The sequence below is a fragment of the Pseudomonas sp. BF-RE-22 genome, from assembly GCF_019956155.1.
In the GTDB taxonomy this organism is placed as follows: Bacteria; Pseudomonadota; Gammaproteobacteria; order Pseudomonadales; family Pseudomonadaceae; genus Aquipseudomonas; species Aquipseudomonas migulae.
Map to the genome: position 1 here is coordinate 21,607 of NZ_JAHBDD010000006.1, position 21,816 is coordinate 43,422.

Consider the following 21,816-nt stretch of genomic DNA (forward strand, 5'->3'; position numbering starts at 1 on the left):
TCATGAGCGCCTCGCAACGCGGTTTTACCCTGATCGAAGTCGTGGTGACGCTGGCCCTGGTCGGCTTGCTGGCCGGCATGGCCGCGCCGCTGACCGAGACCGTGGTGCGCCGGGGCAAAGAGCAGGAACTGCGCACCGCGCTGTACCAGATTCGCGATGCCATCGACGCGTACAAACGCGCATTCGACGCCGGTTACATCGAGAAGTCCCTGAACAGCAGCGGCTATCCGCCGAACCTGAAAGTGTTGGTGGAGGGGGTGCGCGATGTGCGCAGCGCCAAGGGGGCCAAGTTCTATTTTCTGCGGCGCGTGCCCCATGACCCGCTGAAGCCGGTCAAGCGTGACGACGACGGCGGCTGGGGTTTGCGCTCCTATGACAGCACGGCTCAAAACCCGCGTGAGGGCCAAGACGTCTTTGACGTTTATTCCCAGGCGCGTGGCAAAGGGCTTAACGGCATCGCCTACCGGGAGTGGTGAGCTTATGCGTCGGGAAAAGGGGTTTACCCTGCTGGAACTGATGGTGGTCATGGCAATCATCGCAACCCTGATGACCATCGCCTTGCCACGTTATTTCAACAGCCTCGAGGCCTCGAAAGAGACCACGCTGCGCCAGAGCCTGTCGGTGATGCGCGAAGCCCTGGATCACTACTACGGCGACACCGGGCGTTATCCCGATTCCCTTGAGCAACTGGTGGAACAACGCTACCTGCGCAACCCGCCGATGGATCCGATTGCCGAACGCAAGGACCTCTGGGTCATGGTCGCACCACCGGACGGCGTACCGGGTGGCGTCGCCGATATCAAAAGCGGGGCCACAGGGAGGGCGCGTGATGGCAGCCTCTATTCCGAGTGGTAAACCTTCGAACGAGGGCGGTTTCACTTACCTGGGCGTGCTGTTCCTGATCATGCTGATGGGCATGGGCCTGGCCACTGCCGGCGAGTTGTGGTCAACCCTCTCGCGCCGTGATCGTGAGCGCCAGCTGCTCTGGGTCGGCACGCAATACGCCCAGGCATTGCGCAGCTACTACCGCAGTTCACCAGGCTTGGCGCAATACCCGAAGGAGCTGGTAGACCTGTTGCAGGACGAGCGTTTTCCCAGCCCAAAACACCATATCCGGCAGCTGTATCCGGACCCGATCGGCGGCGGCGAATGGAGCCTGATGCGTGGTTTCGACGGCCGCATCACCGGCCTCAACAGCGCCTCCACGGACACGCCGCTCAAGCAGGCGGACTTCCCCTCTCAGTGGTCGGATTTTGCCGGTATGGCGAGTTACAAGGACTGGCAGTTCGTGGCCGAGAAAGCCTTTCTCGAGGGCACATCGGGACCTGCCAAGGGCCAGTCACAATCGCCCGAAGCGTTGCTGCCATGAATCGATTCTGCGTGGCCGTGATCCTGATGCTGGCGTCTGCTGCCGCCACGGCCGGCGAAGAGGACGAAATGATGGGGTTCATCGTCGATGACACGATCTCGCACATCGGTCACGACTTTTACTACTCGTTCAGTGAACGCCTGCGCGCCACCAGCCCGATGGATTTCAACCTGGTGGTACGCGAACGACCTTCGGCGCGGTGGGGCGCACTGGTCACTGTGGAATATCAGCAGCGTCTGGTTTACCGGCGTTTTTTGCCGCCGAACACCGTGGAACTCAAGGAAGAGGCCTATGACGCCGCCGACTGGGTCCGCGGGCAGATCGTCCAGCGCAAGCTGGAAGCCTTGTTGCAGGACACAACGGACCTTGAGAGGGACGAACTATGAAAACCACAACGTTCTCGCAGCACCGCCTGTTTTCAAGGGCAGGCATCTGGTTGGTCGGGCTCGGCAGTTGTGGCCTGGTCCAGGCCACCGAACTGGTCTACACGCCCATCAACCCCTCGTTTGGCGGTAACCCGCTGAACGGGACCTGGCTGCTCAACAACGCCCAGGCGCAAAACGATTACGACGATCCTGACTTGAAAAAGCGCACCGCCGCGGCCGGTACTTCGGCGCTGGAGCGGTTCTCCAGTCAGTTGCAGTCGCGGTTGCTCGGGCAGTTGCTGGACAACATTTCCGCGGGCAACACCGGGAGCCTGACCACCGACGCTTTTATCGTCAACGTGGTCGACGACTCCGGCCAATTGACCATCGTCGTGACCGACCGAGCGACCGGTGAAGTTTCCGAAATTCAGGTGAGCGGCCTGGCCCCTTGAAGGGATCCGGGTTGATGGGGAGGGAAGGATATGAAAAGAATAATGGTGCTAGGGCTGATGTTGGCGGCGTTACAGGGGTGCAGTCTGCGCGAGCCGATCGGGGCTGAGCAGGACACCGAAACCCCGACGCTGACCCCGAGGGCTTCGACCTACTACGACTTGATCAACATGCCACGACCCAAGGGGCGGTTGATGGCGGTGGTGTACGGTTTCCGCGACCAGACCGGGCAATACAAACCGACCCCGGCCAGTTCGTTTTCTACCAGCGTCACTCAAGGCGCGGCGAGCATGCTGATGGATGCGTTGCAGGCCAGCGGCTGGTTTGTGGTGCTGGAACGGGAGGGGCTGCAGAACCTGCTGACCGAGCGCAAGATCATCCGCGCCTCGCAGAAAAAACCGAACACGCCGGTGAATATCCAGGGCGAACTGCCGCCGTTGCAAGCGGCGAACATGATGCTTGAGGGCGGGATTATTGCGTACGACACCAATGTGAAAAGCGGCGGGGAAGGGGCGCGTTACCTGGGGATCGATATTTCCCGGGAGTATCGGGTGGATCAGGTCACGGTGAACCTGCGGGCGGTGGATGTGCGCAGTGGGCAGGTGCTGGCCAATGTGATGACCAGCAAGACGATTTACTCTGTGGGCCGTAGTGCCGGGGTGTTCAAGTTTATCGAGTTCAAGAAGTTGCTTGAGGCGGAGGTTGGCTACACCACCAACGAGCCGGCGCAGTTGTGTGTGTTGTCGGCGATCGAGGCGGCGGTGGGGCATCTTCTGGCGCAGGGGATCGAGCGGCGTTTGTGGCAGGTGGCGGGGGATAATTCGCCTGAGAGCGGTGAGACGCTTGACCGGTATCTGACCCAGAACAAGGTGGTGCCTGAAGAAGAGTGACCGAGGCGGCCTCCGGGCCGACCTGGTTCATGCGGATGTACCCCCGAACCTCTGTAGGAGCCGGCTTGCTGGCGATGGCGGCCTTATGGCGGACCATTTTCTTTCGGGTGTACATATCCATTCCTGCGGTAACGGCCACTTACGGTTTCGCCCTTACGGCGAGTCCCTTTTGGCAAACGCCCCAAAAGGAACCAAAAGGTCTTGCCCCAGCGTCCAGCCCCTCGCTAAGGCTCGGCGTTCCCTCGCTCCGGTCCTGCTCCGTGGGCCCGCCGCGATCGGCCATCCATGGCCGTGCGCGGCTAACCCGGCATCCATGCCGGGTTGCCCACTGCGCAGAACCTCCACTCGGCCTCCCGAAGGGGCGGGCAGATCAAAATCAAAAGCGCAAGGCGAGCTAACGCTCGGCCTGATGAGTGGTGAAGGGCGGGTGCGTTGCTTGGCTCTTCGTAGGAGCGATGCTTGCTCGCGAAGGCGGCTTGGCAGCCGACCCTTCACCCACGAATGCCCCCACCCCCTGTAGGAGCCGGCTTGCTGGCGATGGCGTCTGTCCAGCCAATACATACGTTGACTGATCCACCGCTATCGTCGGAACGCCGCCCGCAGCAAGCCGGCTCCTACAGGGGATCGTATTTATCCAACACATATGCATTTCCCTTGTAGGAGCCAGCTTGCTGGCGATGGCGTCCTTTCAGGCGATAAATGCGTCGACTGACCCACCGCCATCGCCGGCAAGCCGGCTCCTACAGGGATCTGCATTTGCTTTTGATTTCCACCACTCATCAGGCCGAGCGTTAGCTCGCCTTGCGCTTTTGATCTGAACGCCCCCTCGAGAGGCCGAGCGCAGGTTCTGCGCAGTGGGCAACCCGGCATGGATGCCGGGTTAGCCGCCCCCGGCCATGGATGGCCGATGGCGGCGGGCCCTCGGAGCAGGACCGGAGCGAGGGCATGCCGAGCCTAGGCGAGGCACCGAACGAAAGGGGCAAGAGCGCTTGGTTACTTGGCGCTTCTCCAAGTGACTCGCCGTAAGGGCGAAACCCATAGCGGCCGTTACCGCAGCAATGGATATGTAAACCTGAAAGATAATCGTCGCCTGTCAAGACGCCTTCGCCGGCAAGCCTGGCTCCTACAGAAAGCAGGCCACAAAAAAACCGCGCCCCCCTCAAGGGCCGCGGTTTTTTATACCCCCGCAATTACTGCTGCAACACCGTCGCCTGGTTATCCATACCCACCTGTTGAATGGTCGCCATCTGCGTCACGCCGCTCTGATCAACATTGGCAATGTTCCCGATACCGCTCTGGGTCACATACGCCACATTCATGCTGTCGGTCTGTTTCAGAGTGATCTTGTTATCGTTGCCCCACTGGCTGGTAGAGGCCAGGTTGCCGGTACCGGACTGGTCGAATTCACTACGGTTGTTCATGCCGTTGCTGCTGCCCTCGACCAGGTTGGTGGTGCCGCGCTGGTCGGCGATGAGGACGTTGTCGGTGCCGTTCTGATCGAAGTACAGCTCGTTGTAGTTCTCCGCCTGGCTGACGATGGTTTTGTTGCCCATGCCGGTCTGGCTGGTGGTCATGACATGGCCGACGCCGTCCTGGGTGAAGTTGGCAATGTTTTCCTTGCCGTTCTGAGTGATGGTTGCGTTCTGGTTGCTGCCAAATTGACCACCTTTTTGCGGACCTTTCCAGTTGCTGGCGTAGACCTTGTTGTCGCTACCCACCGAAGTCGCGGTGAGCGAATGGCCTTCGCCGGACTGGTAAGTGAAGTGCACGTTGCCCGTACCCGTCTGGTACAGCGCCAGGGTCGAGCCGGTGGACTCGAACTGGTCGGCGTAGATCGCATTGAGGTTGCCGACCTGGAAGACCTGAGCGGTGTTGTTTTCGCCGAAACTCTGGTCGACCACGGTTTCGTTGGTCTCGCCCATCTGGTCGACGGTGGCCGTGCTGCCCGCTTGCCCGTCTTGCCAGATCTCGGTGCCGTTGCCGTCGCCGTTCTGGTTGATGGTCAGGTTGCCGCCGTCGCCGTTGCGCTGGTCGCCGTAGGCATAGTTGTTGGCGCCGGTCTGGTTGATGTCGATCTGGCCGCCCATGTGGTTGATCTGTTCGGCGGTGGCGTAGTTGGTGGTGCCGTACTGGATGATCACCGCCATGTTGCCGATGCCGGGCTGGATCTGTTCGATGTTGGCTTCATTGCTGTCGCCGTACTGGAAGGTTTGACCGGAAGTGCCCTCCTGGCTGTCCTGATAGACGAACGAAAAGTTACCGCTGCCTTCCTGCTGTTGCAGCACTTCGCCGCCGCCCGCGCCGATCGATTGACTGGCATGGCTGGTGTTGAAGCTGCCGGTCTGTTTCTGGGTGATGGTGCTGTTGTCTTCATACAATTGCTCGGCGTAACCGGCGTTGTATTCACCGACCTGGTTCTGGTCGATGGTGCTGGTGGCCGAGTCCTGCACCGCAGCCGCATCGTTGCCTTCGCCAAGTTGCTGCTGGGTGGCGGTGCTGTAGGGGGCCTTGGTCTGTTTCACATTGGCGATGTTGGCGGTGCCGACCTGGTCCTGGGTGGAAATGCTGTCGTTGGCCAACGCATGGGCACTGGCAATGACCAGGATCGCGGCGGTGAGGGGCGTCAGTTTGAACATGATGAAACCTCCATGTGGTGCGGTGCTTTAGCGGTATTGTTTGACTGAAACGCTCATGCCGTTTCCCGATTGGGTCACGGCGCTGGAAAGTCCCGTGCCGGCCTGGTCGATGCTGGCGTCGTTGTTATTGCCGTTCTGGGCTATCTGCGCGCGGTTCTGGCTACCGGTCTGGGTGATCGAGGCCGAGTTGCCGGAGCCTTGCTGAGTGATCATTGCCATCAGGTCGCTGCCTTGTTGCAGGATGTAGGCTTCCTGATTGCTCCCCGACTGGACGATGGTGCCGAGCAGCGACTGGCCGTTCTGTTGCAGCAGCGCCACGTTGGCCTGACCGTTCTGGTCGATCAGCGCGTGCTGGCCAATCGGCGGAGGCAACTCGCCGAGGTCGGTGCCGGGGCCCAGGTCATCGTTCTCCATCAGATCGTCGGCGCGCACGCCCGCGCTGCTGCAGAGCAGAAGCAGGCAGAGCAGGGCGGCGGTCGACGTTTTCATGAGACTGTCCTTTCGCAAGAGGCCAGCCCCATCGGCCACGTGACCGATGGGGCCAAGGCTCAGTTGGAGATCACCGTCACGGTGCGCACGGTGCCTTGGGACGAGGTGATGGTGGCCGTCGGGTTCGCCGATGGAATCACCGTGGTGGTGTTGTTCACCGTCAGCCGCCAGCGACCGGTCACCGCCACCGTGGCGGTACCCAGGGTTGCCAACCCGGTCGGGGTGCTCACCCGGATGGTGACGACGTTGCCGGTGGTCACCGATGAGGTGCCCGCGAAGTCCCAGGTGAAGCGGTTGTTGGAGCGTGCCGACACCGTTGCCGTGGTCACCGTGAAGGTTTCTGCCGGTGGCCGTGGCGAGACTTGCACGGTGACCGTCGCCGGTGCCGTCGACTGGGCGCCGAAGCTGTCCCGGGCGAAGTAGGTGAAGGTCGTGGTGAACGCCGTGGTGAAGTTGGCCGGTGGGGTGTATGTGATCACCGTACCGTTGCTGCTGACGCTGCCGCGACCGTTCGGTGGTTGTGTGAAGCTGGCGACCGCCAGCGGCACGTTGCCTTCCGGATCGGTGTCGTTGGCCAGCACACTGATCGGTATCGCCACGCCCAGGGTTGCGACGCTGTCGGCGACGGCCACCGGTGGCCGGTTAGGCGCCACGGTGATGGTCACGGTCGCCGGAGTGGCCGAGGCCAGGCCTTTGATGTCTTGCGCCTTGTAGGTGAAGGTCGTGGTCAGCGGTGCAGTGACTACGGGAGGCGGTGTGTAGACCACGGCGGTCGTGCCGCTCATCGCCACGGTGCCTTGCCCGGCGGCCGGCGGGGTCAGCGCGACGATGCTCAATGGCGTGTTGCCGTCCGGGTCGCTGTCGTTGGCCAGCAGGTTGAGGGTGATCGGCACCCCGAAGCTGGTGCTGCCGGTGTCGGCAACGGCCAGCGGCGCCTGGTTTTCACCGCTGTTCGGTTGTGTGCCGATCACCACCACAGGTTCGGTGTCGTTGCCGCCGGCGGCGGATTTGATCGTGACACTGGCCGGTGGCTGCGACAGATCGGCAACGGTCAGGCGTTGCAAAGTGCCGGTTTTCGTCAGCCGTCCGAAGCCCTGAGCGACCATGTCCGGCACCACGACTTCGTCTGACGAGGTGGCTTCGATCAGCAGGCTGTGATTGCTCCAGTTGTAGCGTGCGGTCTGGATTTTCACGATGTCGGTGACTTTGCTCGACACCGCCGTTGGCCGGTTGGTGCCACTCGGGTCGGTCGCGGTGACCACGACCACCGGAGGAACCGTGCTGCCTGTCAGACGATGGCCAAAGAACTGGCCGGTGTTGTTGCCGAGCATGGTGACCAGGCAGGGCGATTGCGGTGGTCCGGGAACCAGAGGCACGGTTTCACGGAAGCACAGGCTCGAACTGATGGCCGATTTGCCGAAGACTTCTACCCGGGTACTGCTCGTGCCCGGACCTGTCGGGAGGCGGCGGTAGGTGGCGCGGCCGATTTCCACAGGGGTTTGCGCACGGCTGTCGAGGACTTTGCCGGACACGGTAAAGAGGTTGGTCTGAATGGTCCCGGCCGGACCCTGGACACGCAGGAAGTTATTGTTGAACGGGCTGCCGGTGACCGCTTCGCTGAGGTTCGGATCACCCACGAATGTCTCGATGGCGCCGGTGTCCGGATTCACTTCGGTGTACGGCCCATTGACGCTGCGAAGAAATGGCCCGACCTCCCCGTTGAGTGCCCCGGCGAAGTTGCCCGGTGCACCGATGCCGATGTCGCGGGTGATGTTGATCGCCCGGCGGCCCGGTGTGGTGACGTTGACTGTTTCCACGCCGTACGGGTGGGTGATGGTGTAGGTGCCCGCGACAGGTATGTTCACCCGCAGGCGAATCCGCGCGAAGCTGGCCTGATCGCCGTCGACAGGGTTTTCCGCAGCGAACGCCGCTTCAATCCCGGCCACGTAGGCATCCACGCCATAACCTCCAACATCGTTGATGCTGGTCTCGGCGAGGAACCAGAACGCTTCCGGTGGCCAGTTATCCGGGAACACCATCGGCAGGGTGTCGTCGAAGATGCCGGGCTCCGGATTCAGGATGCACATATATGAGGGGGCGCCAGGAGCACCCGGTGCCCGCGTGCTGGTAGCCCGTGACTGGCACAGTTCCAGCGACAGCAAATTACTGTCCTGATACCACATGGGGAATTTCCCCGTGGCGAAAGTGTAGGGGCCGGGATCGACGGCAGTGAGTTGCGCGAACGCACTGCCGGACAGCGAAAGAGTCAGCCCGAGCGCCTTGAGCGCGAAGCGTGGCCACTTGTTCATGATGCCTCCTGATGCGGATCTGGGCATGAGAGCGTTCATTGCACGATGACCACTTCTTCGGTATCGCTGCCGCCATTGGATGACGTCACCTGAACCTTGGCCGGTGGAATCGGCGAGATGCCGGTCGACAGGGATTTCTCTGCGCCGCTGCCACTGAGGGCGCCGATGGCGACACCCGTGCCGGAGGTGGCGGTGAGAATCGGTGGCGATGTTTCATCGCTGGTCGAGGCCACTACCGTGATTTGCCCGCTGCTCAGGCTGTACTCGGCCCGTGAAATCACCACCAGGTCGGTCAGCGGCAAGGACAAGGAGGTTGGCGTGCTGGTAGGGATGGCCAGATGGTTGTCGGCCGTCACCAGCAAGTTGCTCGGCAATGTCGGGTTGGTGGCTGACTGGGCGTACCAGTGGCCGGTGGTGTTGGCCTCGGTCAGGTTCAACACCGGGGTGTTGCTGTCCAGGGTCACGGTGGCCGGTGGTGGCGGGGCCATGACGAAAACATCCTGGTGGGCCACCGGAGCGCTGGCGCCGGCTGTGCGCGAATAGGTGCTGCGTTCGGCAATGATCGGAGTGGGGCGAACGAGCGTCGATAACTTGCCGGAAATGGCCATCACCGTCGTGCGCAAGTCCAGTCCGTTAGGCCCTTCAATGCGGATGTAGTTGGTATTGAAAGGGCTGCCGGTGAAAGCCTCTTCCAGGTTCGGATCGCCCACGAACGTGTCGGTTGAACCGGTAACCGGGTTGGGCTCGATGTAAGGGCCGTTGAGGCTGCGCAGGAAAGGGCCGATGTCCGCTTTGAGCGCACCGTCGTAGGTTTTCGGCGAGCCGATGCCGATGTCCCGGGTCATGTTGATCGCGCGGCGCCCGGGGGTATCGACGTTGAATACATCGACGCCGTAAGGGTGGGTGATGACATAGGTGCCTGCCGTGGGCACGTCGACCCGAATACGGATACGGCCAAAACTGACCTGGTCGCCTTCCAGCGGGTCGCCACCACTGAACGCGGCTTCAACGGCGCTGACATAGGTCAGGTCGATGCCCCGTGCGGCATCGACGATGGATCCGTCGCCGGTGAACCAGAACGCTTCGTCGGGGAAGTTGGTCGGGAAAACGATGGGTTGAGTGTCATCGAAAATGCCGGGATTCGGATTCAAAAGGCACATGTAGGACGGTGCGCCGGGCGCACTTGGAACCCTGGAGCTGACGGCCTTGGACAGGCACAAGTCGAGGGTTCGACCGTGGGTGTCCTGATACCAGGAAGCGAAGTTACCGTTGGCGGGAACATAGGGGCCGGGGTCGACAGCAAACAGCGCAGCCTGGGCGACGCCTTGGGCCAGAGCGGACACGACCAGGGCGATCGTGGTTTTGGACAGTAAAGGGTGCATGAGTATTCCCTCTATCAGAGACCTGCCCCTTGGGGGGGTGGGTCAGTTGACGGGGGAGTCGGCAACTTCCGTACCAATCGTTGAAAACGGCCGGCAGAGGCCCGGCATTACAGCGTTTCGCTATTAAGCGTTGCCTGGATGCCGGACGAACCAACGGGCGACTGTCCCCAGCATTGGGGGGCGATGGGGATGCCGGGGAGGGCGGGAAAGCTGTAGGAGCAAGCTTGCTCGCGATGGGCGCTAACGAAGACGCGTGTTATCTGGATAAGCGCGGCGATCGTGAATCCATCGCGAGCAAGCTAGCTCCTACAGACAGCTGGACGCAGTCGCTACTCGGTGGGGGCTAATTGATCCAGCGCCCGATTCACCGCCAACTCGCCCAGCATGATGACTTGCGCAATCCCCAGCAGGGAGTTGCGGCATGTCCCGTCCAGTTGATCCGCCAGATCTGTCGCCATGACATTGGCCGATGCCAGGGATTCACACGCATGGGCCAGCAGGGTTTCGGTATCGAGTTCCGGGTTGACGATAAACAGGGTGGTGGGTGTTCGCGGAGTGGCTTTGATGTGAGCGTTCTGGGCGGCAGGGTCGAAGTAGAAATCGAGGGCGCGATTGACTGCCTCACGATGTGCTTCTGAATCGGGATTGTCTTGCGGCGATGCCGGATCGGTGTCCGGTGGATTGGGCGTTACTTTGAACATAAATAAAACTCCTTATGCTAACAACAAGGAGCCATCACCCTCGCTACCAAACGAGGGGTGGTGGCCATACGCAGGTTGGTAGACCGGGCACAAGGAAACCGGCGCGCCCGAAGGCGCCCTGTGCATGACCACCATAAATGCGAGACCAGAAGCCTCAAATGGCGATGCAATGCACCTTATGCAGCTCGGGCTACCAAACCCGATCACTGATTTTCAGCGACCGGAAAACGATAAAGCCCAAGATCAAGGCGCACAAGCCGGCGGATTCTGGCGCAAGCGTAGGCAATGGCGCAAGGCGTTGTAGCCTGCGCGAAGTAACACGAAGTGTTTTTAAACACGCGTGGTTAAACATGAGCAAGCACTGCTGAAAATCGCGGAAGCGCCAGACTGTGCTCGTGGCAGTTTGCAAAGGCAAAACCACTGAATGTGTGTTTGCCGAACGGTTACAACGTGTATCGATTGATGGATCCAACAGCGGATCGTCACGTCAACACCCAATACCGGGCAAATGCCTGACCGTGGGCTATAACCAATGGGGGGAATCGCCGGGAAGTACGCCCATGAACATGCCCACACAATCGCTCCAGTCCGAAGAGGGCGATGTGCGCTTGAGCTCGCGAAAGCAACCGTTCAATCTGCTGCGCTGGTTTTCCCTCATCAGCATGGCGGTGATTGGTACGGTGGCGGTGGCGCTGGGGGCTGTGTCCACGCGATTTGTGATTACCGAGAGCGTGCAGCGCGATGCATTGCTGACCTCGCAGTTCATTCAGACGATTGCCTTGACTGAGGTTCGCCACGTCTCCATTCCCAATGTGCGCAGCATGGGCGAGCTGCTGGACCCGCGCAAGGACAAGGATTTCCCCGACGTAGACCCGATGGCCCGCGCCAACGCCCGGGGCGAATTTCTCGACCACATCGAGCACTTGCCTGACGTGATCCTTGCCAACATCTACGCCCCCGACCGCATGGTGATCTGGTCGACCAACCCGGCGTTGATGGGCACCACGATCCATGCCGACGAAGACCTTGAGCGCGCATTCGCCTCCAGGACGCCGGTGTCGACCAGTTATCACGACGTCGACAAGACACGCATGGAGCAAAAGTTCGTCTCGCCGCCGGAATTCATCTTCATCGAAAACTACATTCCGCTGTTCGATGCCGACGGCGAGCACGTCACGGCGATGGTCGAGATCTACAAGGAACCCGAAGACCTGATCAGCCGCATGGAGCGCGGTCTGGTGTTGATCTGGCTGGCCACCGCACTGGGCGGCGGGCTGATTTATCTGGGGCTGTACTGGATCGTGCGGCGTGCGGCGATCCTGTTGGCGGCGCAGCAAAAACAATTGATCACCAACGAAACCTTTGTCGCCCTGGGTGAGATGTCATCGGCGGTGGCCCACAGTTTGCGTAACCCGTTGGCGACCATTCGCTCCAGTGCCGAACTGGCGCTGGAGTTCGACAATGGCCCGGCGCACCAAAACATCAACGACATCATCGGTCAGGTCGATCGCATGTCGACGTGGGTCAGGGAATTGCTGCAATCCTTGCGCCCGCTCACCGATGAACCGGAACCGGTGAACCTGGTGGCGGCGGTGCACGACAGCCTCATGGCCTTCGAGCAGCAGATCGCCAAGGCCTGCGTTCATGTGGTGTTCGAGCCGAAGGACACGCCCATGGTCCTGAGCCAGCAGATGCAGTTGACGCAGATACTCAACCGTCTGCTGGCCAACGCGCTGGAGGCCATGGACCAGGGCGGCACGCTCACCGTCATTTTGGAGCCGACGGATGCCCGAGACGTCAGCGTGGTGGTGAGCGATACCGGCAGAGGCATGAACGAGGAACAGCGCAGCATGGCTTTCCGGCCGTTTTTCACCACCAAACAAGGCGGGCTCGGCGTCGGGCTCGTACTGGTCAAGCGGATTATGGAGCGCTGCGGCGGTACGGTGAGCCTGGACAGTCGCGAGGGCGAGGGCACAAGTGTTCGCCTGTCGTTCCAACGCAGTCCCTGAAATGGGGACGAACTTTCCCCGGTTGCGGGTGTCATTCCCCAGTCGTTTTTCAGGGCATGGCAAATTGATGTTGATAAGCCATTGTTTTAACGAGCATTAGTGCGTTTGTATAGGCTGTAGCAAGTCTGGCGAGCTCCTTGCAAAACCCCCATTACCCCCTTCACGATTTCGAGGCGGCTGGTGATGGACAGAAAAGCGCTGCACCCCTGCAAATGGTTTGGTCTCCTGACGCCCCTTAGCGTTTTTGTGGCCATGACGCTCGGCACAACGAGCCTGCGCGCCAGCCCGATCGACGACGAGGGGCAGCCGCCACCTTCCGACCCTTCGGCGTATTACGACGAGCCGGCTGACAAGGTAGGTGCCTTGAACGCCATTTTGACCATGCCCCCCGCCAACCTGGATGCCTTCGACTTGCCGGCTGGCGTCAAAGGCACCCGAGAGACCCCGCTCAAGGAAAACGTCCTTCCGCCGGCGATACAGACCAGCTTCAATTACCCTACCAACGGCAAACCCAGCCCGTTGTACGGTGCTCTGCCGTTCACCCAGCAACTGGTGCTGTTCGAAGAGTTCGGTCCGGAAAAACTCGACCCCACCACCCCGGCGGCGCAGTTGCCGTTTCCACCGGCCGCCATCGGCCCGCTGCCGCAACAGGATCCCACCAGCGTCGCTCGCAGCGCTCCGCCGAGTGCGGCGCTCGACGCTTTCATGCGCCAACCCGGACTGACCCCGTTTCCCAGCCATTATTCCAACGTGGTCGACCGCAACCCTTGGCAGAAGCAGATCGAATTTTTCCTCAACCGCCGTATCGGTTCGTCGGCTGAAGGCCGTCCACCAGGAAAAGGCTGGTCGCACCAGCGCTGGAACGAGTTTTACCCGCAGATCGCCTACAAGACTGTGCAATCCGGCGCACGGGTGAATACCGGGTTGCGTGACAGTCGTCAGATGCACCGCTATGCCATGGGCGAGTTTGGCCCCGGTGGCCTCTATTACAATGTGGCTGGCCTGCCGACGACCGTAGGCACCGCCAAAGGCGTCGATGCGCGTTTTCACCCGAAAATGCCGGTGCAGAACCACAAATCGGTCTGGACCTTCGACGGCACCTTGCCGCCGAAATTGCTCATGGTGCGTTACGGACAACCCGTGCTGATGCGCCATTACAACGCCTTGCCGATCGACCCGTCGGCGAACATGGGTTTTGGTCTGCACACCCTCAGCACCCACGAACACAACGGTCACCAACCGGCGGAAAGCGACGGTTATGCCAACGCATTTTTCTTCCCCGGGCAATTCTACGACTATCGCTGGCCGATCCAGTTGGCCGGCTACGACAGCATCAACACCACGGCTACAGACCCGCGTGCAGCTTTTCCGTGCTCGCCGGGCGAAACCCTGTGGACCAACGACCTCATCCCCAGCCGCAAGACCTGCGACAACGGCACGATCAAGATCCGTGGCGACTGGCGCGAAACCATGAGCACCCACTGGTTTCACGACCACATGCTCGATTTCACCGCGCAGAACGTCTACAAGGGCAACGCGGCGATGATGAACTACTACAGCGCCCTGGACCGTGGCAATGAAGCGGTGAATGACGGCGTCAACCTGCGTTTACCCAGTGGCAACGCCTTGCCTTGGGGCAACCGCGACTACGACGTCAACCTGCTGTTTGCTGATAAAGCGTGGGACAAGAACGGTCAACTGTGGTTTAACCCGTTCAATACCGACGGCTTCCTCGGTGATCAGGTGCTGGTCAACTGGCAGTGGAAACCGGTCCTGGATGTGCGCGCCCGCAGCTATCGGTTCCGCATGCTCAATGGCTCGGTATCGCGCTACTTCAAACTGGCGCTGGTGCGCGAGATCAAGGGCACCGGTGGCGAGTTCCCAGGGCCTGTCGGGTCAGGCTTGTCGTACGCCCGCGTGCCGTTCCACATGATTGCCAACGACGGCAACATCATGGAACACGCCGTGCCGTTCGACGGCACCATGGACCTGGATGCCGACGGCGATACTCAAAATCACAACGCGATCCTGCCAACCATGGGCATCGCCGAACGTTTCGACATCGTCGTCAATTTCTCGAAAAACGGGGTCAAGGCGGGCGACAAGCTGTTCTTCGTCAACCTGCTGGTGCACGAAGACGGCAAGGGCCCGGAAGAACCCGTCGCCCTGGCTGACGTGCTGTCCGAGAAGTACAAGGCCGTCATCAGGCAATCCAGCAAGGGGCCGAAGTGGGAGGATGGTGATCCGGCGATAGGCAAAGTGTTGCAATTCAACGTCAAGGCCTACACCGGTCAGGACCTGGCCATGGACCCGGCGGCCTATGAACCGGCCAAACCGGGCAAGGCTGAAGGCCTGGTGATGATCCCGCTGAAAATTCACCGCGATAATGTGGCCGACAAGGCGCTGCTGGCCAAGGCCCGTCATCGCACCTTCACCTTCGGTCGTTCCGACGGCACCGATTCGGCGCCGTGGACAATCAAGACCGACGGCGGTTTCGGTTTCAGAATGGACCCTCGTCGGCTGAACGTCTCGACCAAACTGGCCTCCGGCCCGACCGATGCCGGCGCCACGGGCTTCGGTACGCTGGAAGTGTGGAACATCAAGCTCGGCGGCGAGGGCTGGAGCCACCCGGTTCACGTGCACTTCGAGGAGGGGATCATCCTCAGTCGCGGCGGCAAGCTACCACCAGAGTGGGAAAAATGGGCACGTAAGGACGTGTACCGCATCGGTCCGGAAAAGGACGGCCTGGACAGCGTCGAGATTGCGATCCACTTCCGCGAATTCGCCGGGACGTACATGGAGCACTGCCACAACACTCAACATGAAGACAACTCCATGCTGTTGCGTTGGGACGTTGAGAAACCGGGGCAACTGCAATTGATGCCGGTTCCGCTGCCGAGCTGGGATGGCGTGCGCTACGTGAACTCTGCTGCACTGCCAACCTTCCGCACCGGCGATGGCTACGGCCCACAAGTGGTGATCAAGCCATGATCCGCAGGGGAGCCGACATGACACTGCACACGCCGCGCTCCCGCGCACTGGGCATGCACCTGATTCTGGTACTGGTGACGTTTTTGCTGGCCAGCCAGGTGCTGCTCGCTCATGAAGGTGCACTGTCGCCGTCGCCGACGGAATCGGCGACACCCTGGGGGCGCGATTACTTTCCCAACACCTTGCTGACCGACCAGGACGGTCGGCAGGTGCGTTTTTTCGATGACATGATCAAAGGCAAAGTGGTGGTGATCAACTTCATCTTCACCACGTGCAGCGATTCCTGCCCGCTGGAAACCGCGCGCCTGCGCCAGGTGCAGCAGTTGTTGGGGCCCCGGGTCGGCCAGGATATTTTTTTCTACTCGATCAGCATCGACCCGTTGAGCGATACACCCGAGGTGCTCAAGGCCTACGCGCAGCGCTTCAAAGTCGGACCGGGCTGGCAGTTCCTCACCGGGGAGTTCGAGGCCGTCACCGACCTGCGCAAAAAGCTCGGGCTGTTCATCGAGGGCGTCGACAACGGTCGCAGCAAGGACCACAACCTGAGCCTGATCGTCGGCAACCAGGGCACCGGTCGCTGGATGAAAGCCTCACCGTTCGAGAACCCATGGATCCTCGCCGATCAGTTGGCCAATACCTTGCAGAACTGGAAGCAACCCAGTGTTGAAGAAAATTATGCCGATGCGCCCGAGATCCGCCCGCCGAGCAACGGCGAAGAGTTGTTTCGCACCCGTTGCGCCTCGTGCCACAGCCTCGGGCCGCAAGACGGGCAGGGCATCGGCATGCGCGCCATCGGCCCGGACCTGATCGGCGTAACCCGCGTGCGCGATCCCGCCTGGCTCAATCGCTGGATCCGAGAACCGGATCGCATGCTGGCCGAAAAAGACCCGATTGCGCTGGAACTGTTTCAACGCTTCGACAAAATCCCGATGCCAAACCTGCGCCTTGATGAGAAAGCGGCGCAGTCCATCATTGATTTTTTGCAGGAGGAAACCGATCGTCAGCAATCGTTGCAAGCGGCGCAGGTGCCATAGCGGCGAATTACTATCATTGAACCGCCGACTCGATCAATGACACCTACACTGATGCGAAACGCCACTGAATAGGCTTCAAGCCAGTACCGAATTCAGGACCCACCATGCAGATACTCGAACAACAAAAAGTACCTGCTCCGTCGAACCTTCCGGCGGGGGAATGCACGAGCTGGCGTGGCGAATTCAATCTGCTGCGCTGGTTTTCCTTTGCCAGTTTTTTGATCATTGCCGCCGTGGCGGCGGGGCTGGGGTACATCTCCACCCGTTTCGTGGTGGAGGAGAGCATCGAACGCGATTCCATGCTGACCGCGCAATTTATCCAGGCCATCGGTGCTGCCGAAATCCGCCACGCATCGATTTCCCCGGAAAGAACCATGGGCGAAATGCTCGATTCTCGCCTGGATAACGCCCATCCCGACGTGAATCCGGGCGCACGTGCTGCGGCGCGCATCGAGTTTCTCGACCATGTGGCGAACCTGCCGGACCTGCTGTTGGCCACGGTGTATGCCCAGGATCGCACCGTGGTCTGGTCGACCAACCCGGAGCTGATCGGCGTACGCATCGAAGACGACGATGAACTGGACGAATCTTTCGAAATGAAGGAGCCCGTTTCCACCAGCTACCACGAAGTCGATGAAGAACGTCCCGAACAAAAACTGTTGCACGAGCCCCAGTACCTGTTCGTTGAAAACTACATCCCGATGTTCAACGCCGACAAAAGCAAAGTCATCGCCATGGTCGAGGTCTACAAGGAGCCTACTGATCTGGTTGAACGTATCCAGCGCGGTTTCAAGGCCATCTGGCTGGCCACCGTGCTCGGTGGTGCCGCCATCTACTTGGGGCTGTTCTGGATTGTGCGGCGTGCGGCGAAGCTGATCGAAAGTCAGCAGAAACAGCTGATCGCCAACGAAACCTTCGTCGCGCTGGGGGAAATGTCTTCGGCCGTGGCCCACAGTTTGCGCAACCCGCTGGCGAACATTCGCTCCAGCGCCGAACTGGCCCAGGAAATCGCCAGTCAGAGCGCGCAGAAGAACATTGGCGACATCATCAACCAGGTCGATCGCATGTCGCGCTGGGTTCGCGAGTTGCTGGTGTCGTTGCGGCCGGTGAATGACGACTACGAAACGGTAGACCTGGTGTTGGCCATCGACGACACCCTGAGTGCCTTTGACGCGCTGATCAAGCGCTCCGGTGTCGAAGTCCGATTCACACCGCAGGTTTGCCCACCGGTCGTCAGCCAACAGGTGCTGCTCACGCAAATTCTCAATAGCCTGTTCGCCAATGCCCTGGAAGCCATGCCCAAGGGCGGCGTGCTGAGCATCGATATCGAGTCGCCGCAGTCCGGACTCTTGCGCATGACCCTGAGCGATACCGGCAAGGGCATGACCAAACAGCAACAACAAATGGTTTTCAAACCGTTTTTCACCACCAAGCAAGGCGGCTTGGGTGTGGGCCTGGCCCTGGTCAAAAGAATAATGGAGCGTTTTGAAGGTTCGGTCGAACTGACCAGCCAGGAGCAGGAAGGAACCCGCGTTTGTCTGAACTTCAAAGTGGCAACGGGAGGGGAATATGGGGTACAGCATTCTGCTGGTCGAGGATGACGAAATCCTCGCCGGGAATCTTCAGACCTACCTGGAACGCAAAGACTTCGAGGTGACGGTCTGCCACTCGGCTGAAGATGCGCTGAAGCAAATGAACACGTTTGCCCCGGACGTCGTACTGACCGACAACTCGTTGCCGGGCATGAGCGGTCACGATCTGATCCAGAAGCTGCGTATCAGCGCGCCGGACCTGAAAGTGATCATGATGACCGGCTACGGCAATGTCGAAGACGCCGTGGTGGCGATGAAAGAAGGCGCGTTCCATTACGTCACCAAACCGGTGGCGCTGCCGGAACTCAAGCTGTTGCTGGACAAGGCCCTGGCCACCGAGCGGATGGAGCGCACGCTGTCGTTCTATCAGGAACGCGAAGCGCAGAAGTCGGGGGTGCAGGCGTTGATCGGCGAATCGGGGCCCATGGTCTTCCTGAAAAACACCATCGGCCAGTTGCTCGACGCCGAGCGCCGGATGGCCAACGCCGATTTGCCGCCGGTGCTGGTGGAAGGCGAGACGGGCACTGGCAAGGAACTGGTGGCCCGCGCGCTGCATTTCGACGGCCCGCGCAGCAAGGGCCCGTTCATTGAATTCAACTGCGCGTCGATTCCCTCCAACCTGGTGGAGTCGGAGCTGTTCGGCCACGAGAAGGGGGCATTCACCGACGCCAAGGACCGTCGCGTCGGCCTTGTGGAAGCGGCGGATGGCGGCACCTTGTTTCTCGATGAAGTCGGGGAAATGGACCTGCTGCTGCAAGCCAAACTGCTGAAGCTGCTGGAAGACCGGACCATTCGCCGGGTCGGTTCGGTGAAGGAGCGCAAGGTTGATTTGCGGGTGATCAGCGCAACCAATTGCAACCTCGAACAAATGGTCCAGCAGGGCAAGTTCCGCCGCGACCTGTTCTTCCGTTTGCGCATCATTTCGATCAAGGTGCCGCGCCTTTATACCCGTGGCGAAGACGTCCTGTTGCTGGCCCGGCACTTCCTCGCCATCCACGGCAAACGCTATGGCAAACCGAACCTGCATTTCAGCGAACAGGCCGAAGAATTGCTCATGAGCTACAGCTGGCCGGGCAACGTGCGCGAGTTGCGCAACATGCTCGAACAAACCGTGCTGCTGGCCCAGTACGACACCATCGCCGCGCACCAGTTGAACGTCTGCCTGAGCCTGGTGGACGAGCCGGTGGCGATGCCCGAGGCGCCCCATAACGAAGTGCGCCCGGCGTACAACGGCAGCGAGTCGATGAACCTGCCGGAGGTCGAGCGCGACATGGTGCGCAAGATGCTCGACAAGACCGACTGGAACGTCACCAAGTCCGCGCGCCTGCTGGGTTTGAGCCGCGACATGCTGCGTTACCGGATCGAAAAACTCGGTCTCGCCCGCCCGGACAAGCGTCAGTGGTAGACGGGCGTCGCCTGGCCCTGTCGACTGAGGCAGGCCAGCAGGCACGTCGGGTCGACGACTTCTTCGTTCACGTAGACGCCGAGTTCCGGGTCATAGGAGCGGATGAACACCCGGACGGTGGCATCCGCGACGGTCGGCAACCGTGAATCGGAGAACACGTGCTCGCTGGAGATCGGGATGAAATCCTGCGGCGCCGTGGGAATGTACGAGCGCGGTGGCACCGTGCTCAACGTCGGCGGAACGGGGTGGGCGAACGGCTGGTTTTCGCCGTAATAGTTGAACTCGCTGCTGTACCCGGACGGCGGCGTCAGGTTGTCATCCGCGTGAACCCCCGTGGTGGCGGTCAGGCAGAAGATGAGCAACAGCATCAAATCGGTGTGTTTCATGGCAGCACCTGCGAAATCGGTTGTCCCGCAATTCCCCAAGGCCATTAACTATAGCTGCCGTACGGGGGCGTTGCCGGCTTACAACATTCCAACAAACACCACATGGGTTTTTCAAAAACACTGATCTAGACTCGGGCCGGTCTGATAAACCCGAGTTCTGGAGCGTGCAATGGAAATGCTGACCAAAGAAAAAGCCATCGCCAGCAACCGCGATGCGTGGAATGACTCCGCCCGACACCACAAAGACAATCCCGAATGGCCGTCACTGTTGAAGGCCGTGGCACTGGGCGATTTCTGCTGCATCGACGACACGTTGCGCGGCGTGCTGGAGCAGGTCGGGGTCGACGGCAAGGACGTGGTGCAACTGGGCTGCAACAACGGCCGCGAAAGTCTTTCGCTGTTTGCGCTCGGTGCCCGCAGCGTCGTCGGCGTTGACCAGTCCGCAGCGTTTCTCGATCAGGCGCGGGAGCTGGCTTCCCGCTCGCCGCACGCGCCTGAATTCGTCGAGGCCGACATTCATCACCTGCCGAGTGAACTGCACCACCGGTTCGATGTGGCCCTGATCACCATCGGCGTATTGGGCTGGATGCCGGACATCGGCGAATTCTTCCGCCACGTCGCCCGCACCCTCAAGCCCGGCGGGGCGTTGGTGGTGTACGAAACCCACCCGTTCCTGGAAATGTTCGACCCCGAATCAGACGATCCCTTTCGCCCGGTCACTTCGTACTTCCGCCGTGAACCTTTCGTGCAGGACCAGCCGATCGTCTACGAAGGCAAAGTCGAACAGCAGGCCGCGACGTCCTACTGGTTCGTCCACACCCTCAGCGAGATGTTCACCGGCGCCATCGAAGCGGGGTTGCAGATCAGCCATTTCAAGGAGTATCCGCACTCCAATCGGGAGGAGATTTATGATCAGTATCAGCAGCGAGAGGCGCAATTGCCGTTATGTTTTACGTGGGTGGGGGTGAAGTGCTGAATCAAGGTCACCACCGTCCTGTAGGAGCGTGGCTTGCCCGCGAAGAGGCCATTCGATTCACCCCAAATCCAAAGGACACCCCAACCGCGCCGCAATCCCCAACGGACAAAACCCGCGCTGGCCCGCTATCCTTTGCCCCACGCCCCTCAAACAGGTTCACCCATGCTTTCGGTCCAAGGCGTTTTCAAAAGCTACGCCACTCCGCAAGGTCCGCTGTCGGTGCTGCAAGGTGTCGACCTGACGCTGAAATCCGGCAGCAGCCTGGCGCTGATGGGCGAGTCGGGCAGCGGCAAAAGCACCTTGCTGCATTTGATCGCCGGGCTGGACAAGGTCGATAGCGGCAGCATCCGCAGTGGTGAACATCAGCTAGAACGGATGAATGAAGGGCAACTGGCGAACTGGCGACGCACCGAAATCGGCCTGGTGTTCCAGCAGTTCAACCTGATCGGCAGTTTGCGCGTGGAGGACAATCTGGCGTTCCAGGCGCGGCTGGCGGGGCGGCATGATGCGCGCTGGCAGGCACATCTGGTCAAGCGTCTGGGCCTGGGCGATGTGTTGCGGCGTTATCCGGAGCAGTTGTCCGGCGGCCAGCAACAGCGAGTCGCGCTGGGCCGGGCGCTGGCATCGCAACCTAAACTGCTGCTGGCCGACGAACCCACCGGCAGCCTCGATGAAGCCACCAGCGATGAAGTGCTGAAGTTGTTGCTGGAACTGCTCGACGACAGTCCGACGACGTTGTTGATGGTCACTCACAGCCCGAGAGTGGCCGCGCGCCTGGCAGAAAAAGTGGTGCTGCACCGTGGCCGTCTGGCTGGCGCGGACGAGCACTGAG

At 60.8% G+C, this 21,816-nt stretch carries 20 protein-coding genes; 14 read left to right on the forward strand and 6 right to left on the reverse strand.

The window, feature by feature from the left end:
- The first annotated feature begins 2 nt into the window (after window positions 1-2).
- From KGA82_RS04100 to KGA82_RS04125, 6 genes are read left to right on the forward strand one after another with little or no spacing between them, the layout of a single operon-like run.
- On the forward strand, window positions 3-476 hold the full coding sequence (locus KGA82_RS04100; RefSeq protein WP_223449667.1) for a type II secretion system protein: 474 nt from the start codon (window positions 3-5) through the stop codon (window positions 474-476).
- 4 nt (window positions 477-480) lie between these two features.
- The gene (locus KGA82_RS04105; RefSeq protein ID WP_008034019.1) at window positions 481-855 is read left to right on the forward strand and encodes a type II secretion system protein; all 375 of its coding nucleotides are present in this window, start codon (window positions 481-483) and stop codon (window positions 853-855) included.
- Window positions 830-1,369, forward strand: a complete 540-nt coding sequence (locus tag KGA82_RS04110; RefSeq protein ID WP_223449668.1) for a type II secretion system GspH family protein — start codon at window positions 830-832, stop codon at window positions 1,367-1,369. Before KGA82_RS04105 ends, KGA82_RS04110 begins: the two co-directional genes overlap by 26 nt.
- On the forward strand, window positions 1,366-1,755 hold the full coding sequence (csgE, locus tag KGA82_RS04115; RefSeq protein ID WP_008034030.1) for a curli production assembly/transport protein CsgE: 390 nt from the start codon (window positions 1,366-1,368) through the stop codon (window positions 1,753-1,755). Before KGA82_RS04110 ends, csgE begins: the two co-directional genes overlap by 4 nt.
- Window positions 1,752-2,186, forward strand: a complete 435-nt coding sequence (locus KGA82_RS04120; protein WP_008043342.1) for a curli assembly protein CsgF — start codon at window positions 1,752-1,754, stop codon at window positions 2,184-2,186. Before csgE ends, KGA82_RS04120 begins: the two co-directional genes overlap by 4 nt.
- A gap of 30 nt (window positions 2,187-2,216) precedes the next feature.
- On the forward strand, window positions 2,217-3,074 hold the full coding sequence (locus KGA82_RS04125; protein WP_008034033.1) for a CsgG/HfaB family protein: 858 nt from the start codon (window positions 2,217-2,219) through the stop codon (window positions 3,072-3,074).
- Window positions 3,075-4,264: 1,190 nt separating this feature from the next.
- On the opposite strand, the gene KGA82_RS04130 is transcribed toward KGA82_RS04125, so the two are convergent.
- The 5 genes from KGA82_RS04130 to KGA82_RS04150 form a co-directional block, all read right to left on the reverse strand.
- Complete coding sequence (locus KGA82_RS04130) at window positions 4,265-5,710, reverse strand: curlin (RefSeq protein WP_223449669.1); 1,446 nt, start codon at window positions 5,708-5,710, stop codon at window positions 4,265-4,267.
- A 27-nt stretch (window positions 5,711-5,737) separates the two neighbouring features.
- A complete protein-coding gene (locus KGA82_RS04135) occupies window positions 5,738-6,199 on the reverse strand; it encodes a curlin (RefSeq protein WP_008034167.1) in 462 nt (153 codons plus the stop codon).
- Between the two features lie 59 nt (window positions 6,200-6,258).
- A complete protein-coding gene (locus KGA82_RS04140; RefSeq protein WP_223449670.1) occupies window positions 6,259-8,508 on the reverse strand; it encodes an Ig-like domain-containing protein in 2,250 nt (749 codons plus the stop codon).
- 35 nt (window positions 8,509-8,543) lie between these two features.
- The gene (locus KGA82_RS04145) at window positions 8,544-9,890 is read right to left on the reverse strand and encodes a hypothetical protein (RefSeq protein ID WP_223449671.1); all 1,347 of its coding nucleotides are present in this window, start codon (window positions 9,888-9,890) and stop codon (window positions 8,544-8,546) included.
- Between the two features lie 329 nt (window positions 9,891-10,219).
- Window positions 10,220-10,591 (reverse strand): DUF6124 family protein, encoded by a 372-nt coding sequence (locus tag KGA82_RS04150; RefSeq protein ID WP_223449672.1) that lies wholly within the window; start codon window positions 10,589-10,591, stop codon window positions 10,220-10,222.
- A gap of 124 nt (window positions 10,592-10,715) precedes the next feature.
- Between KGA82_RS04150 and KGA82_RS04155 the strand changes: the two genes are divergently transcribed.
- The 6 genes from KGA82_RS04155 (at window position 10,716) to KGA82_RS04180 (ending at window position 19,622) form a co-directional block, all read left to right on the forward strand.
- Window positions 10,716-10,895 carry a hypothetical protein gene (locus KGA82_RS04155; protein WP_157222791.1) on the forward strand — a complete coding sequence of 60 codons (180 nt, stop codon included), beginning with the start codon at window positions 10,716-10,718 and terminating at the stop codon, window positions 10,893-10,895.
- Between the two features lie 256 nt (window positions 10,896-11,151).
- Window positions 11,152-12,600 (forward strand): sensor histidine kinase, encoded by a 1,449-nt coding sequence (locus KGA82_RS04160; RefSeq protein WP_192228733.1) that lies wholly within the window; start codon window positions 11,152-11,154, stop codon window positions 12,598-12,600.
- Between the two features lie 183 nt (window positions 12,601-12,783).
- On the forward strand, window positions 12,784-15,591 hold the full coding sequence (locus tag KGA82_RS04165; RefSeq protein ID WP_223449673.1) for a multicopper oxidase domain-containing protein: 2,808 nt from the start codon (window positions 12,784-12,786) through the stop codon (window positions 15,589-15,591).
- 17 nt (window positions 15,592-15,608) lie between these two features.
- Entirely contained in the window at window positions 15,609-16,625 is a 1,017-nt protein-coding gene (locus tag KGA82_RS04170; protein WP_008043625.1) for an SCO family protein, read from the forward strand.
- 104 nt (window positions 16,626-16,729) lie between these two features.
- On the forward strand, window positions 16,730-18,226 hold the full coding sequence (locus KGA82_RS04175) for a sensor histidine kinase (protein ID WP_008034155.1): 1,497 nt from the start codon (window positions 16,730-16,732) through the stop codon (window positions 18,224-18,226).
- A complete protein-coding gene (locus KGA82_RS04180; RefSeq protein WP_008043613.1) occupies window positions 18,195-19,622 on the forward strand; it encodes a sigma-54-dependent transcriptional regulator in 1,428 nt (475 codons plus the stop codon). Before KGA82_RS04175 ends, KGA82_RS04180 begins: the two co-directional genes overlap by 32 nt.
- Here the strand turns inward: KGA82_RS04180 and KGA82_RS04185 are convergent.
- Window positions 19,613-20,008 carry a hypothetical protein gene (locus KGA82_RS04185; RefSeq protein ID WP_008034150.1) on the reverse strand — a complete coding sequence of 132 codons (396 nt, stop codon included), beginning with the start codon at window positions 20,006-20,008 and terminating at the stop codon, window positions 19,613-19,615. The genes KGA82_RS04180 and KGA82_RS04185 overlap by 10 nt on opposite strands.
- A gap of 169 nt (window positions 20,009-20,177) precedes the next feature.
- Here KGA82_RS04185 and KGA82_RS04190 point away from each other — a divergent pair, with 169 nt between their 5' ends.
- Together KGA82_RS04190 and KGA82_RS04195 are read left to right on the forward strand one after the other, a co-directional pair.
- Entirely contained in the window at window positions 20,178-20,984 is an 807-nt protein-coding gene (locus KGA82_RS04190) for a class I SAM-dependent methyltransferase (RefSeq protein ID WP_223449674.1), read from the forward strand.
- 162 nt (window positions 20,985-21,146) lie between these two features.
- Window positions 21,147-21,815 (forward strand): ABC transporter ATP-binding protein, encoded by a 669-nt coding sequence (locus KGA82_RS04195; protein ID WP_008043609.1) that lies wholly within the window; start codon window positions 21,147-21,149, stop codon window positions 21,813-21,815.
- Window position 21,816: the final 1 nt, after the last annotated feature.